The 13,720-nt window shown below is 63.2% G+C and carries 13 protein-coding genes; all 13 read right to left on the bottom strand.

Features of this window, described 5'->3' with window-relative positions; translation table 11 throughout:
• Nucleotides 1-98: 98 nt before the first annotated feature.
• A complete protein-coding gene (locus PNO31109_RS07965) occupies nt 99-605 on the bottom strand; it encodes a DUF1178 family protein (protein ID WP_150555059.1) in 507 nt (168 codons plus the stop codon).
• Nucleotides 606-674: 69 nt separating this feature from the next.
• Nucleotides 675-1,268 (bottom strand): NUDIX domain-containing protein, encoded by a 594-nt coding sequence (locus tag PNO31109_RS07960; protein WP_150555058.1) that lies wholly within the window; start codon nt 1,266-1,268, stop codon nt 675-677.
• A 78-nt stretch (nt 1,269-1,346) separates the two neighbouring features.
• Nucleotides 1,347-1,658 carry a DUF2818 family protein gene (locus PNO31109_RS07955; protein ID WP_150555152.1) on the bottom strand — a complete coding sequence of 104 codons (312 nt, stop codon included), beginning with the start codon at nt 1,656-1,658 and terminating at the stop codon, nt 1,347-1,349.
• Nucleotides 1,659-1,793: 135 nt separating this feature from the next.
• Entirely contained in the window at nt 1,794-3,263 is a 1,470-nt protein-coding gene (gene nuoN, locus PNO31109_RS07950) for an NADH-quinone oxidoreductase subunit NuoN (RefSeq protein WP_150555057.1), read from the bottom strand.
• A 20-nt stretch (nt 3,264-3,283) separates the two neighbouring features.
• Entirely contained in the window at nt 3,284-4,765 is a 1,482-nt protein-coding gene (locus tag PNO31109_RS07945) for an NADH-quinone oxidoreductase subunit M (protein ID WP_150555056.1), read from the bottom strand.
• Nucleotides 4,766-4,783: 18 nt separating this feature from the next.
• Nucleotides 4,784-6,835 (bottom strand): NADH-quinone oxidoreductase subunit L, encoded by a 2,052-nt coding sequence (gene nuoL / locus PNO31109_RS07940; RefSeq protein WP_150555055.1) that lies wholly within the window; start codon nt 6,833-6,835, stop codon nt 4,784-4,786.
• Between the two features lie 17 nt (nt 6,836-6,852).
• On the bottom strand, nt 6,853-7,164 hold the full coding sequence (gene nuoK / locus PNO31109_RS07935) for an NADH-quinone oxidoreductase subunit NuoK (RefSeq protein WP_023596640.1): 312 nt from the start codon (nt 7,162-7,164) through the stop codon (nt 6,853-6,855).
• A 9-nt stretch (nt 7,165-7,173) separates the two neighbouring features.
• Nucleotides 7,174-7,806 (bottom strand): NADH-quinone oxidoreductase subunit J, encoded by a 633-nt coding sequence (locus PNO31109_RS07930; RefSeq protein ID WP_150555054.1) that lies wholly within the window; start codon nt 7,804-7,806, stop codon nt 7,174-7,176.
• Between the two features lie 81 nt (nt 7,807-7,887).
• Nucleotides 7,888-8,379, bottom strand: a complete 492-nt coding sequence (nuoI, locus tag PNO31109_RS07925) for an NADH-quinone oxidoreductase subunit NuoI (RefSeq protein WP_046291526.1) — start codon at nt 8,377-8,379, stop codon at nt 7,888-7,890.
• A 23-nt stretch (nt 8,380-8,402) separates the two neighbouring features.
• Nucleotides 8,403-9,467 carry an NADH-quinone oxidoreductase subunit NuoH gene (gene nuoH / locus PNO31109_RS07920; protein ID WP_150555053.1) on the bottom strand — a complete coding sequence of 355 codons (1,065 nt, stop codon included), beginning with the start codon at nt 9,465-9,467 and terminating at the stop codon, nt 8,403-8,405.
• Nucleotides 9,468-11,780 (bottom strand): NADH-quinone oxidoreductase subunit NuoG, encoded by a 2,313-nt coding sequence (gene nuoG / locus PNO31109_RS07915; RefSeq protein ID WP_150555052.1) that lies wholly within the window; start codon nt 11,778-11,780, stop codon nt 9,468-9,470.
• A 29-nt stretch (nt 11,781-11,809) separates the two neighbouring features.
• Nucleotides 11,810-13,102, bottom strand: coding sequence for an NADH-quinone oxidoreductase subunit NuoF (nuoF, locus tag PNO31109_RS07910; protein WP_150555051.1), 1,293 nt, complete (start codon nt 13,100-13,102; stop codon nt 11,810-11,812).
• The gene (nuoE, locus tag PNO31109_RS07905; RefSeq protein ID WP_150555050.1) at nt 13,099-13,599 is read right to left on the bottom strand and encodes an NADH-quinone oxidoreductase subunit NuoE; all 501 of its coding nucleotides are present in this window, start codon (nt 13,597-13,599) and stop codon (nt 13,099-13,101) included. The genes nuoF and nuoE overlap by 4 nt, the downstream gene beginning before the upstream one ends.
• Nucleotides 13,600-13,720 lie beyond the last annotated feature (121 nt).

Raw genomic sequence — 13,720 nt, 5'->3', positions numbered from 1 at the left:
CCGTATATCAGTCGAGTGGGCGACCCGGCGCCGCGGCCGGGCCTGCGTTCGTCAATCATGACGCATGCGCGTGCGCACGCCCAAAAGGCAGCGCGACCCTATTGCAAAGTCTCCTTGGCGCTGTCCGGCAGCGGCAGCATCATGACTTCGATGCCTTCTTCAGCCAGCGCGCGGGCCTCTTCGCGCGATGCCGTGCCCCGGATGTTGCGCTCCGGCGCTTCGTGGTAATGGATCTTGCGCGCTTCCTCGGCGAAATTCGCGCCGACGTCCTCCGTGTTCGCCATCACGTGCCGCACCGCCTTCATCCAGAGCGATTGCAGCTCGCGGCGCGCCTCGGCAAGCTCCGGCGGCACCGGCGCGTGGCTGACGCCGGCGCCCGACGTTCCCTCCGTGCCCCCTCCGGCCCTTGCGCGAGCCTCGCCGACCGGTGGCGTGGCGCCCGACAGGTTCAGGCGCGGCGCCGACGGCATACGCACGATCTCCGTCTCCCCGCACACGGGGCAGCTCACCAGGCCTCGGGCCTGCTGCGACAGGTAATCGTCCTCCGAGCCGAACCAGCCCTCGAAGGTGTGCTCTTTCGCACAGCGCAAATCAAAAACCTTCATGACGCGATGAATGTATCCCGGCCCCGCCGCGGCGAGGCTTGCGATAGAAAACAGGTCGAAAATCAGGGATCAGCGCAGCGGCGAACGCTCGTTCGGCTGCCAGACTCCCGATAATATCTTTTCCAGCCAAAACGCGCCGATAATCGTTTTCACGTCCGTGACACGCCCGTCGCGCACCCATTGCAGCAGCTCGGCCGCGGGCATCTTGAATACGTCCAGAAACTCGCCTTCGTCGAGCCGCCGCTCGCCGCGCGTCAGATCGCGGGCCAGCCAGATATCGATGAACTCGGTCGAGTACGAAATCACCGGATGGATGCGCGTGAGGTAATCCCAGCGCTCGGCGCGGTACCCCGTCTCTTCGAGCAGTTCGCGCTGCCCGCAAGCGAGGCCGCCCTCGGCCTCGTCGAGCTTGCCCGCGGGCAACTCCGTCATCACCCGCTTGAGCGGATAGCGGTACTGCCGCTCCATGAGCACCTGTCCGTCCTCGAATAGCGGGATTACCATGACGGCGCCCGGGTGCGTGGTGTACTCGCGCGTCGTCGTCTTGCCGTCGGGCAAGCGCACGCTGTCGCGCTTGATGGTCAGGAAGACACCTTCGTAGACGGTCTCGCTCGCCAGGGGTGTCTCGATCAGATGCTGATCGTCGAGTTGACGTTCGGTCATAAGCCCTCCGGGGCTGAAGATTGGCCAAGCCAAAACAAAACGCCGCCCGATGGGGCGGCGTCTCGTGAGGCGCGCATTTCAGACGGCAGCCGCCGGTCGATGACGCCACAAATACCGGTAGACGAAGCCCGGAAACGCGAACACCACGAACAGGCTCGCGGTGACCGCGTAAAACTCCCAGCCCTGCGCGAATACGTTGCCGATGCCCGACTCGACCAGATAACCGAGCGCACCGACAACGAAATACGCCGCCAGCATCTCGATCAGACGCAGCCACAAAGGCTTCGTCGCCCGCTTGAGCGGCACCACGCCGAAAAGACGCTGGTTCACGAACGGCAGATTCGCACCCAGCACCGCCAGCAGAATCACCAGCGTACCGCCCGCGGACATGCTCATCGTAACGCTCTCCTGCCGTTGCCCGGCGGTTCGTCGGCGGTGCGTCGGCCGCCGGTTGCCCTGCGCTGCGGACCGGCCTGAAGACGCCCGGCCGCCCGCCCTTTTCGTTTCCCTCGTTGGCCTTGCCGCTCAGCTCGCCAGCGTCAGCTTGATGGTGCGCAGGCACCAGTCCATCAGCGAGCCGGGCATCAGGCCCAGATACAGCAGCGCCAGACCGTTGAGCGAGAGCACGAAGCGCATCGTGCCGGTGCCCTCGAGCACGCTCGTGTCTTCCGGCTTGTCGAAGTACATCAGCTTCACGACACGCAGGTAGTAGAACGCACCGATCAGCGAAGCGACCACAGCCACCACGGCCAGCCACACCATACCGGCGTTGACCACCGCCTGCAACACGGCCAGCTTGGCGTAGAAGCCCGCCAACGGCGGAATGCCGGCCAGCGAGAACATCAGCATCAGCATGACGAACGCGAACCACGGGCTACGCTGGTTCAACCCCTTCAGATCGGAGAGGTTCTCGGCTTCGAAGCCCTTGCGCGAGAGCAGCAGCACGATACCGAAGGTGCCGAGCGTGGTGAGCAGGTAGATCACGCTGTAGAACAGCGACGAACCGTAGGCGTCGGCGATACCGTCGATCTTGCCGCCCACCACGCCCGAGAGCATGCCCAGCAGCACGAAGCCCATGTGCGAGATCGTCGAGTAGGCCAGCAGGTGCTTGACGTTGGTCTGCACGATGGCCGTCAGGTTGCCGACCACCAGCGAGAGCACGGCCAGGATGACCAGCATCTGCTGCCAGTCGATCGCCAGCGGCAGCATGCCTTCGACGAGCAGGCGCAGCAGCAGCGCAAACGCACCCAGCTTCGGCGCGCCGCCGATGAGCAGCGTGACCGGGGTCGGTGCGCCCTGGTAGACGTCGGGCACCCACATGTGGAACGGTGCGGCGCCGAGCTTGAACGCCAGGCCGGCAACCAGGAACACCACGCCGAACACGAGCACGATCTTGTTCACCGCACCCGAGGCGATCACCTCGAAGACCTTGGCCAGCTCCAGCGAACCGGTCGCGCCGTACATCATCGACATGCCGTACAGCAGGAAGCCCGAAGCCAGCGCGCCCAGCACGTAGTACTTCATGGCCGACTCGGTCGCATTGGTCGAATCGCGCCACACGGCGGCGAGCGCATACAGCGACAGCGACATCAGTTCCAGACCCAGGTACAGCGTCAGGAAGCTGTTGCCCGAGATCATCACCGACAGGCCGAGCAGCGAGAACAGCGTGAGGATGTAGAAGTCGCCACGGGCAAGGCCGCGCGCTTCCAGGTACTTCTGGCCATAGACGAACGTGACGAACGTCGCGAGGCCGCCGAAGGCCTTGAGCAGGTTCGACATCGGGTCGGCGACGAACACGTTGCCGAACAGGTAGTGCGACGCCGGATCGCCGGCGTTGCAGGCCCACAGCACCGAGACGACGGCGCTGGTGAGAAGGGCCAGCACGTAGTTCAGCTTGCGCGTCTGGCCGATGAACGCGTCGCACATCATGATCACGAGGATCATGAGCAGCAGGATGGCCTCCGGCAACGCGGGCAGCAGATTAATGTTTTGCATGATCTAGATTTCCTCCCCGATTACGGCAGCTTGGTCTGCGCCACGTGGGCGAGGAGGTTAACCACGGAGGTGTGCATCAGGTCCGTGAAAGGCTTCGGATAGATACCCATGAACAGCGTGAGGGCCGCCAGCACGGCCAGCATGAAGAACTCGCGCTTGTTGATGTCGATCAGCTCGCGCACGTGGTCGTTGGCAATCGCGCCGAAGATCACGCGCTTGTACATCCACAGCGAGTAGGCCGCACCGGTGATCAGCGACGTGGCCGCCAGCAGACCGACCCAGAAGTTCAGCTTCACGGCACCCAGAATCACGAGGAACTCGCCCACGAACCCCGAGGTAGCCGGCAGGCCGCTGTTGGCCATTGCGAAGAGCATCAGGAATGCCGCGAACTTCGGCATCGTGTTCACCACGCCGCCGTAGTCGGCGATGTTGCGCGAGTGCATGCGGTCATACAGCACGCCGATACACAGGAACATGGCGCCCGAGACGAAACCGTGCGAGATCATCTGCACCATCGCGCCCTGCATGCCGATTTCGCTGAACATGAAGAAGCCGAGAATCGCAAAGCCCATGTGCGCGATCGACGAGTACGCCACCAGCTTCTTCATGTCGGTCTGCACCAGCGCCACGAGGCCGATGTAGACAATGGCAATCAGCGCGAGCGCGATCATGAAGCCCGCCAGATAGTGGCTGGCGTCCGGCGCGATCGGCAGCGAGAAACGCAGGAAACCGTAGGCGCCGAGCTTGAGCATGATCGCGGCCAGCACCACGGAGCCGCCCGTCGGCGCTTCCACGTGAGCGTCCGGCAGCCAGGTATGCACCGGCCACATCGGCACCTTCACGGCAAACGCCATGAAGAATGCCACGAACAGCAGGATCTGCACGTTCATCGGCAGCTTCGCCGCGTACCAGTCGGTCAGCGTGAACGAGCCCGTCACGTTGTACAGGTAGATCAGCGCGATGAGCATGAGCAGCGAGCCGAGCAGCGTGTACAGGAAGAACTTGAATGCCGCGTACACGCGATTCGGACCGCCCCACACACCGATGATCAGATACATCGGGATCAGCGTGGCTTCGAAGAACACGTAGAACAGCATGCCGTCCTGCGCCGCGAACACGCCGATCATCAGACCCGAGAGAATCAGGAACGCCGCCATGTACTGCGCGACGCGCTCGGTGATCACTTCCCAGCCGGCGATCACCACGATCACCGTGATGAGCGCGGTGAGCACGACCAGCCACAGCGAAATGCCGTCGATGCCCAGGAAGTAGTTGATGTGAAAGCGCTCGATCCAGCTCGATTTCTCGACGAACTGGAACGCGGCCGTATTGGCGTCGAAGTTCGAGATCAGCGGCAGCGTGACCAGGAAGCTCGCCAGCGAACCGATGAGCGACAGCACGCGTGCGCCGCCCGGATTGCGGTCGTTACCCACCGCGAGGACGACGATCCCCGTGAGGATGGGCAGCCAGATGGCCAGACTCAGAAGCGGTAGCGATTGCATTGTTATTGGCTCCCCCTATTACTTGCCGTTCAACGTCACAAACAGCGTCAGGAGCCCGAGCATGCCGATGATCATGGCGAACGCGTAGTGGTAGATGTAACCGGATTGCACGAAGCGGATGACACCGGCGAACCAGCCCACCAGACGGGCGCTGCCGTTCACGACGGCGCCGTCGATCAGACCCTGGTCACCAGCCTTCCACAGGCCGCGGCCGATCTTGAGCGCGCCCTTGGCGAAGACCACCTCGTTGATCTTGTCCATGTAGTACTTGTTGTCGAGCAGCTTGTAGATGCCCGAGAACTGCCTGGCCAGCGACGCCGGAATGTCCGGTCGCCTCAGGTAGAAGAACGCCGCGAGCACGATGCCGAGGGCCGACAGTGCGATCGGCAGCGTGCCGAACGAGTGCAGCGCCATCGCCACCCAGCCGTGGAACTCGTGGCCGAGCTCTTCCATCGCCGGATGGTTCTCGCCGATGAAGATCACGTTCTTGAACGCCACGCCCTGCTTGAAGAACTCACCGAAGAGCATCGGCGCGATCGCGATGGCACCGATGATCACCGACGGGATCGCCAGCAGGATCAGCGGAATCGTTACGACGGCCGGCGATTCGTGCGGCTTCTGGCCCGGGGCCAGACCGTGATGATGGTCGTGCGTCTCCTCTTCTTCCTCGTGATGCGTCTCATGGTCATGGTGCGCATGCGCCTGACCGAAACGCTCCTTGCCGTGGAAGACGAGGAAATACATGCGGAACGAGTAGAACGCGGTCACGAACACGCTGGCGACCACGGCGAAGTACGCGAAGCCCGAACCCGGCAGATGCGAGGCGGCCACGGCTTCGATGATCGAATCCTTCGAGTAGAAACCCGAGAAGAACGGCGTGCCGATCAGCGCGAGCGAGCCGAGCAGCGATGTGATCCACGTGATCGGCATGTACTTCCACAGGCCGCCCATGTTGCGCATGTCCTGATCATGGTGCATGCCGATGATGACCGAGCCCGCGCCGAGGAACAGCAGCGCCTTGAAGAACGCGTGCGTCATCAGGTGGAAGATGGCGACCGGGTAAGCCGACACGCCGAGCGCCACCGTCATGTAGCCGAGCTGCGAGAGCGTCGAGTAGGCCACGACACGCTTGATGTCGTTCTGGATCATGCCCAGGAAGCCCATGAACAGCGCAGTGATCGCACCGATGATCGTGATGAACGACAGCGCGGTGTCCGACAGTTCGAACAGCGGCGACATGCGGCTCACCATGAAGATACCGGCGGTCACCATGGTGGCCGCGTGGATCAGTGCCGAGATCGGCGTCGGGCCTTCCATCGAGTCCGGCAGCCAGACATGCAGCGGGAACTGCGCCGACTTGCCCATCGCACCGATGAACAGGCAGATGCAGGCCACGGTGATCAGGCGCCAGTCGGTGCCCGGGAAGGACAGTGCCGCGATGTCGTTGGCCTTGCCGAACACCTCGCCGTAGTTGAGCGTGCCGGTGAAGGCCAGGATCAAACCGATGCCGAGCAGGAAGCCGAAGTCACCCACGCGGTTGACGAGAAACGCCTTCATGTTGGCGTAGATCGCGCTCGGGCGGGTGTACCAGAAGCCGATCAGCAGGTACGAGACCAGGCCCACCGCTTCCCAGCCGAAGAACAGTTGCAGGAAGTTGTTGCTCATCACGAGCATCAACATCGAGAACGTGAACAGCGAAATGTACGAGAAGAAGCGTTGATAGCCGGGATCGTCCGCCATGTAGCCGATGGTGTAGATGTGCACCATCAGCGAGACGGACGTCACCACGCACATCATCGTGACGGTGAGCGTGTCGACGAGGAAGCCGATCTCGAGCTTGAGCTCGCCGATGCGGGCCCATTCGTAGACGGTGGCGTTGAAGCTCGCCCCGTTCATCACGTCCATGAAGGTCATGACCGACAGGACAAACGCGACCAGCACGCCAAGGATCGTGACCGTGTGGGCGCCCGCGCGTCCGACTTGCTTGCCGAACAGGCCGGCGATCACGGAGCCGACGAGCGGCGCGAGCGGGATCGCGAGCAGCAGGTTGGGATTCAGTGTGGATGCCATAACAGCGTTCGCTTTTGTTAACCCTTGAGGCGGTCGAGATCTTCGACGTTGACCGTTTCGAGCTTACGGAACAGGGTGACCAGAATGGCCAGGCCGATCGCGGCTTCCGCGGCGGCCACCGTAAGAATGAAGAACACGAATACCTGGCCGGCGATGTCGCCCAGGTAGTGCGAGAACGCGACGAAGTTCAGATTGACCGCGAGCAACATCAGCTCGATGGCCATGAGCAGCACAATCACATTTCTGCGGTTGAGGAAGATACCGGTAATGCTGATCGCGAACAGAATCGCGCCCAACACCAGGTAATGCGCTAGCGACAACGACATCATGCTGTCTCCTTATTCCGCCGCCGGCGTGTCGCCGGTGGGCTGCTGCCGGGCTTCGGCGGGCATCGACACGAGACGCACGCGGTCGCGCTTCTTCACGCGCACCTGCTTGTTCGGGTCGGTCTGTTTGTGATCCTTGCGGCTGCGCATCGTGAGCGCAATGGCGGCCACGACGGCGACCAGCAGGATCAGACCTGCCACTTCGAAGGCAAAGATATAGTCGGTGTACAGCGCGACGCCGAGCGCCTTGGTGTTCGACACGTCGGGGGCCGCCACGGCCTTGACCGGCGAGCGCGTGGCACCGTAGCCGCGCATGAGCACCAGCGCCGCTTCGACGATCATGATCGCGCCGACGGCGCTCGCCAGCGGAATGAACTTGCCGAAACCGCGCCGCAGTTCGTCGAGGTTGATGTCGATCATCATCACCACGAACAGGAACAGCACCATCACCGCGCCGACGTACACGAGCACCAGCATGATGGCGAGGAACTCGGCCTCGAGCAGCATCCAGATCGCCGCGGCGTTGAAGAAGGCCAGCACCAGGAACAGTGCCGACTGTACGGGGTTGCGCGAGGTCACGACCTTCAGGCCGGAGACCACGAGGATCAGCGCAAACACGTAGAAAAGAAAGGTTGTGAATTCCATAATCACCGGGTGTCGCGAGAATTAGCCAACGTCAATTGCCGTACCGGGCGCAGTGCATCCGTGCGCTGCGCCCTGCCCTGCTTAACGGTACGGCGCATCGGCCGCCTTGGCCGCCGCGATTTCGTTTTCGTAACGATCGCCCACCGCGAGCAACATCTCCTTGGTGAAGTACAGGTCGCCGCGCTTCTCGCCGTGATACTCGAGAATGTGCGTCTCGACGATCGAGTCCACCGGGCAGCTTTCTTCGCAGAAGCCGCAGAAAATGCACTTGGTCAGATCGATGTCGTAACGCGTGGTGCGGCGCGTATTGTCGTCGCGCACGTCCGATTCGATCGTGATGGCCATTGCCGGGCACACGGCTTCGCACAGCTTGCATGCGATGCAGCGCTCTTCACCGTTCGGATAACGGCGCAGTGCGTGCAGCCCGCGAAAACGCGGCGACAGCGGCGTCTTCTCTTCCGGGAATTGCACCGTCACCTTGCGCGCGAACGTGTAGCGCCCCGTGAGCGCCATGCCCTTGAGCAGTTCCAACAACAGGAAACTGCCGAAAAAGTCTTTGATTGCCCTTACCATGGGATTCCTCTACTCCGTTCGCCTCAGCCCCAGATGTTCCAGGGGGACATGATCCAGACACCCACCACGATCACCCAGACGATCGTCAGCGGCAGGAACACCTTCCAGCCCAGACGCATGATCTGGTCGTAGCGGTAGCGCGGGAACGTCGCACGCACCCAGATGAACACCGACAGCAGCAGGAACACCTTGAACGCGAGCCAGAACACTCCCGGGATGAACGACAGGAAGCCGAACGGCGCGCTCCAGCCGCCCAGGAACAGAATCGATGCCAGCGCCGAGATGATGATCATGTTGATGTACTCGGCCAGGAAGAAGAGCGCGAAGCCCATCCCCGAGTACTCGATCATGTGACCGGCCACGATTTCCGATTCGCCTTCCACCACGTCGAACGGGTGCCGGTTCGTTTCCGCAATGCCCGACACGAAATAGACGACGAACATCGGCAGCAACGGCAGCCAGTTCCACGACAGCAGGTTCAGCCCCATGCCCGCGAACATGCCCGCTTCCTGCGAGCGCACGATGTCCGACAGGTTCAGCGAGCCGGCCGTCATCAGCACGGTCACGAGTGCGAAGCCCATGGCGATTTCATACGAAATCATCTGGGCCGATGCGCGCATGGCGCCGAGGAAAGCGTACTTCGAGTTCGACGCCCAGCCGGCCAGAATCACACCGTACACGCCGATGGACGAAATCGCGATGGCATACAGCAGGCCGGCGTTCACGTCGGCAAGCACCGCGCCCGGCTGGAACGGGATCACCGCCCAGATCGCGAAGGCCGGCAGCACCGCCATCACCGGGGCAATGGCGTAAATGCCCTTGCTGACCTGCGTCGGCGTAATGACTTCCTTGAGCAGAAGCTTCAGCACGTCGGCGATCGGCTGGAGCAGGCCAGCCGGACCCACGCGGTTCGGACCGAGACGCACGTGCATCCAGCCGATGAGTTTGCGCTCCCACAGAATCAGATACGCCACGCACAGCAGCAGAATCACGGCCACGACGAGAATGCGCACGAGCGCCCACACCGTCGGCCAGGCCACGCCCAGCAGTTGCGTGCCGTATTGATTGATGACTTCGTTCAGGCTCATTTACGCCTTCTCCACCGAAATTTCACCGAACATCGCGCCAAGCGCGGCGGACGCCGGCGTGGCTGCCGGCACGCGCACCACATTGGCGGGCAGCGTTTCCGAGCGCACGGCCGGCAGCGTGACCACGGCGTCGCCCTGGCGAACGCGCACGGCGTCGCCGGCGGCCAGGCCCAGGCTGTCGAACAGTGCGGCCGGCAGCGTGGCGCGCAGCGCGGCCTTGGCATCGTTGGTCAGTTGCAGCGACGGCGCGCGGCGCACCAGCGAGTCGGCGGCATAGATCGGCACGTCGGCCAGACGCTCGAGCCCCTGGCCCGCGGCCTTCGGTGCGGCAAGCGCAGCCTTGGCGCGGTTGTCGAGCGATGCGGCCGAGAACCCGGCGAGCGCTTCGTCACGCACCTGTTCGGCGGTGTCCTGCTCGAAGCCTTGCAGCTTGAGCAGGTTGCCCAGCACGCGCAGCACCTTCCAGCCCGGGCGGGTTTCGCCCAGCGCACGCACCACGCCGTTGAAAGGCTGCGCCAGACCTTCGGCGTTGATGAACGTGCCGGCCGTTTCGGTAAACGGCGCGATCGGCAGCAGCACATCGGCATACTCGAGGCCGTGCTTGAACGGCGAGAGCGAGACGACCATCTTCGCGGCGTTCAGCGCGGTGAGCGCCTGCTTCGCGTCGGCCGAATCGTATTCCGGCTCGGTGTTGAGCAGCAGGTAGGCCTCGCGAGGTTGCGCAAACAGCGCGGCCGCGCCCTTGGCGTTGGTGGCCTTCGCCACGTAGCCGCCGACCGTGTTGGCCCCTTCGGTGAGGAAGCCGAGCTTGGCGCCCGTGAGGTCAGCGATCACCTGCGCGATCGCGTGCAGTTGCGCAAACTGCGGATGCTGCACCACGGCGTTGCCCAGCAGGATCGCACGACGCTCGCCGCTGGCGAGCGACGCCGCGATGGCCTTGGCGGTGTCGCTGGCGCTCACGCCGGCGAGCTCCGCCGGCGCGGCAACTCCCTTCGCGGCTGCCGCTGCCACGGCAATGCCAGCCAGCTCGCTCGCCCAGGCGCTCGGCGCCGCGACGATCTTGTTGGCAAGCTTTACGAGCAGATCGTCGTCCGCGCCGTGCAGCACGTTGAGCTGAGCGCCGGCCTTCACGGCTGCGCGCAGACGTGCGGCGAACAGCGGGTGGTCCTTGCGCAGGAACGAACCGACGACGAGCGCGCTTTGCAGCGTGTCGAGTTCCGCGATCGGCATACCGAGCCACGGCGCACCTTGCGTGCCGCCCGAGGCGTCCGTCTGGCGCAGACGGAAGTCGACGTTATCGCTGCCCAGGGCGCGCACGAACTTCTGCAGCAGATACAGTTCCTCGACGGTCGCGTGCGGCGAGGCCAGCGCGGCGACGGCGTCGGCGCCATGATCGCGGATGATGTCCGTCAGGCCATGGCCCACGTACTCGAGGGCCGTCTGCCAGTCGACTTCGTGCCACTCCCCGCCCTGCTTGAGCATCGGCTTGGTGAGACGCTCGTCGCTGTTCAGGCCTTCGTATGAGAAGCGGTCCTTGTCCGAAATCCAGCACTCGTTGATCGCCTCGTTCTCGAGCGGCACAACGCGCATGACCTTGTTGTTCTTCACCTGCACCACGAGGTTCGCGCCCACGCCATCGTGAGGGCTCACCGACTTGCGGCGCGACAGCTCCCAAGTACGGGCGCTGTAGCGGAACGGCTTCGAGGTGAGCGCGCCCACCGGGCACAGATCGATCATGTTGCCCGACAGTTCGGAGTCGACCGTCTTGCCGACGAACGAGGTAATTTCCGAATGCTCGCCGCGGCCCAGCATGCCGAATTCCATGACGCCGGCCACTTCCTGACCGAAACGCACGCAGCGGGTGCAGTGAATGCAGCGCGACATCTCTTCCATCGAGATGAGCGGCCCCACGTTCTTGTGGAACACCACGCGCTTCTCTTCCTGATAGCGCGAGGCCGACTTGCCGTAACCGACGGCCAGGTCCTGCAGCTGGCACTCACCGCCCTGATCGCAGATCGGGCAGTCGAGCGGGTGGTTGATCAGCAGGAACTCCATGACCGACTGCTGCGCCTTCACGGCCTTCTCGGAGTTCGTGCGCACGACCATGCCGTTGGCCACCGGCGTGGCGCATGCCGGCACGGCCTTCGGGGCCTTCTCGACCTCGACCAGGCACATGCGGCAGTTCGCAGCGATGGACAGCTTCTTGTGGTAGCAGAAGTGGGGAATATAGGTGCCGTTCTTCTTGGCAGCCTGGATCACCATGCTGCCTTCGGGCACCTCGACCTTTTGGCCGTCAATTTCGATTTCAACCATAGCGGTTCAATGCCAAGCGTCAAAAGGGATTAGTGAGCGCCGACCAAGCAATGCTTGTGCTCGACGTGGTAGGCGAACTCGTCCCAGAAGTGTTTGAGCATGCCGCGCACCGGCATCGCCGCGGCATCGCCCAGCGCGCAAATGGTACGGCCCATGATGTTCTCGGCCACCGAGTTGAGCAGGTCCAGGTCTTCCTGGCGGCCCTGGCCGTGTTCGATACGGTTGACCACGCGCCACAGCCAGCCCGTGCCTTCGCGGCACGGCGTGCACTGACCGCACGATTCTTCGTAATAGAAATACGACAGGCGCAGCAGCGAGCGCACCATGCAGCGCGTCTCGTCCATCACGATCACGGCGCCCGAACCCAGCATCGAGCCGGCCTTGGCGATGCTGTCGTAGTCCATGGTCGTCTCCATCATCAGCCCGGCCGGCACGACCGGCGCCGACGAGCCGCCCGGAATCACGGCCTTGAGTTTCTTGCCGCCGCGCATGCCGCCGGCGAGCTCGAGCAGTTCCGGGAACGGCGTGCCCAGCGGCACTTCATAGTTGCCCGGCAGCTCGACGTCGCCCGACACCGAGAAGATCTTGGTGCCGCCGTTGTTCGGCTTGCCCATCTCGAGGTATTGCTGCGGACCGGCCGCGAGCAGGAACGGGACAGCGGCGAACGTCTCGGTGTTGTTGATGGTGGTCGGCTTGCCGTACAGACCGAAGCTCGCCGGGAACGGCGGCTTGAAGCGCGGCTGACCCTTCTTGCCTTCGAGCGATTCGAGCAGCGCCGTTTCCTCGCCGCAGATGTACGCGCCGTAACCATGGTGCGCGTGCAACTGGAACGAGAAGTCCGTGCCGAGAATGTTGTCGCCCAGATAGCCGGCAGCGCGCGCTTCTTCCAGGGCCTCTTCGAAGCGTTCGTACACTTCGTAGATTTCGCCGTGGATGTAGTTGTAGCCGACGGTGATGCCCATGGCGTAACCGCCGATGGCCATGCCTTCGATCAGTGCGTGCGGGTTGTAGCGCAGGATGTCGCGATCCTTGAACGTGCCCGGTTCACCTTCGTCCGAATTGCACACGAGGTACTTCTGGCCCGGAAACGCGCGCGGCATGAAGCTCCACTTCAGACCGGTCGGGAAGCCTGCACCGCCGCGGCCGCGCAAGCCCGATGCCTTGACGTCGGCAATGACCTGCTCGGGCGTGATGCCTTCCTTCAGAATGCGGGCGAGTTGCTGATAGCCACCGCGCTTGACGTAGTCTTCGAGGTGCCAGTTCTCGCCATTGAGGTCGGCGAGGATCAGCGGCTTGATGTGACGATTATGCAGCGACGTCATGCTTTCTCTCCGGCAGCGCCCTTGGCCTTCAGTTCTTCGATCAGGGCGTCGACCTTCTCTTCGTTCATGAAGCTGCACATGCGGTGGTTGTTCACCAGCATGACCGGTGCGTCGCCGCAGGCGCCCATGCACTCGCCTTCCTTCACGGTGAAGAGACCGTCGGGCGTGATGTCGCCATATTCGACACCGAGCTTCTCCTTCAGGTACTTCGCCATCTCTTCGCCACGCGTGAGCTGGCAAGGCAGGTTCGTGCACACGGTCAACTTGAACTTGCCCACGGGGCTCGTGTTGAACATGGTGTAGAAGGTTGCCACCTCTTGCACCGCGACTGCGGGCATCTCGAGGTAGTCCGCCACGAATTGCATGACCTCGGGCGACAACCAGCCTTTCTCGACCTGCGCAACGGCAAGCGCGTGCATCACCGCCGACTGCTTTTGGTCGGCAGGGTATTTGGCAACGGCACGGTCGATTTTCTTCAGGGCTTCGGGAGAAAGCATTTCCGATCCGACTGTTTTCTAAAACGTTATCCCCGCTCGTGCCAGCGCGGGCGAGCCGAGATTCTCGGCCGCCCGCGACTCACAGGCACGGCAACTGGAACGGCAATGGTATCGATCTGCG

Source organism: Pandoraea nosoerga (genome assembly GCF_902459585.1).
In the GTDB taxonomy this organism is placed as follows: Bacteria; Pseudomonadota; Gammaproteobacteria; order Burkholderiales; family Burkholderiaceae; genus Pandoraea; species Pandoraea nosoerga.
Note: the sequence above shows the minus strand (reverse complement) of the source record. Positions and strands in the feature narration are given on the sequence as shown.

What these genes read in the sequence shown, in the direction of transcription:
- PNO31109_RS07965 (WP_150555059.1), bottom strand. Translation starts at nt 605, where the DNA reads ATGAAGGTTTTTGATTTGCGCTGTGCGAAAGAGCACACCTTCGAGGGC.
- PNO31109_RS07960 (WP_150555058.1), bottom strand. Translation starts at nt 1,268, where the DNA reads ATGACCGAACGTCAACTCGACGATCAGCATCTGATCGAGACACCCCTG.
- PNO31109_RS07955 (WP_150555152.1), bottom strand. Translation starts at nt 1,658, where the DNA reads ATGTCCGCGGGCGGTACGCTGGTGATTCTGCTGGCGGTGCTGGGTGCG.
- nuoN (WP_150555057.1), bottom strand. Translation starts at nt 3,263, where the DNA reads ATGCAAAACATTAATCTGCTGCCCGCGTTGCCGGAGGCCATCCTGCTG.
- PNO31109_RS07945 (WP_150555056.1), bottom strand. Translation starts at nt 4,765, where the DNA reads ATGCAATCGCTACCGCTTCTGAGTCTGGCCATCTGGCTGCCCATCCTC.
- nuoL (WP_150555055.1), bottom strand. Translation starts at nt 6,835, where the DNA reads ATGGCATCCACACTGAATCCCAACCTGCTGCTCGCGATCCCGCTCGCG.
- nuoK (WP_023596640.1), bottom strand. Translation starts at nt 7,164, where the DNA reads ATGATGTCGTTGTCGCTAGCGCATTACCTGGTGTTGGGCGCGATTCTG.
- PNO31109_RS07930 (WP_150555054.1), bottom strand. Translation starts at nt 7,806, where the DNA reads ATGGAATTCACAACCTTTCTTTTCTACGTGTTTGCGCTGATCCTCGTG.
- nuoI (WP_046291526.1), bottom strand. Translation starts at nt 8,379, where the DNA reads ATGGTAAGGGCAATCAAAGACTTTTTCGGCAGTTTCCTGTTGTTGGAA.
- nuoH (WP_150555053.1), bottom strand. Translation starts at nt 9,467, where the DNA reads ATGAGCCTGAACGAAGTCATCAATCAATACGGCACGCAACTGCTGGGC.
- nuoG (WP_150555052.1), bottom strand. Translation starts at nt 11,780, where the DNA reads ATGGTTGAAATCGAAATTGACGGCCAAAAGGTCGAGGTGCCCGAAGGC.
- nuoF (WP_150555051.1), bottom strand. Translation starts at nt 13,102, where the DNA reads ATGACGTCGCTGCATAATCGTCACATCAAGCCGCTGATCCTCGCCGAC.
- nuoE (WP_150555050.1), bottom strand. Translation starts at nt 13,599, where the DNA reads ATGCTTTCTCCCGAAGCCCTGAAGAAAATCGACCGTGCCGTTGCCAAA.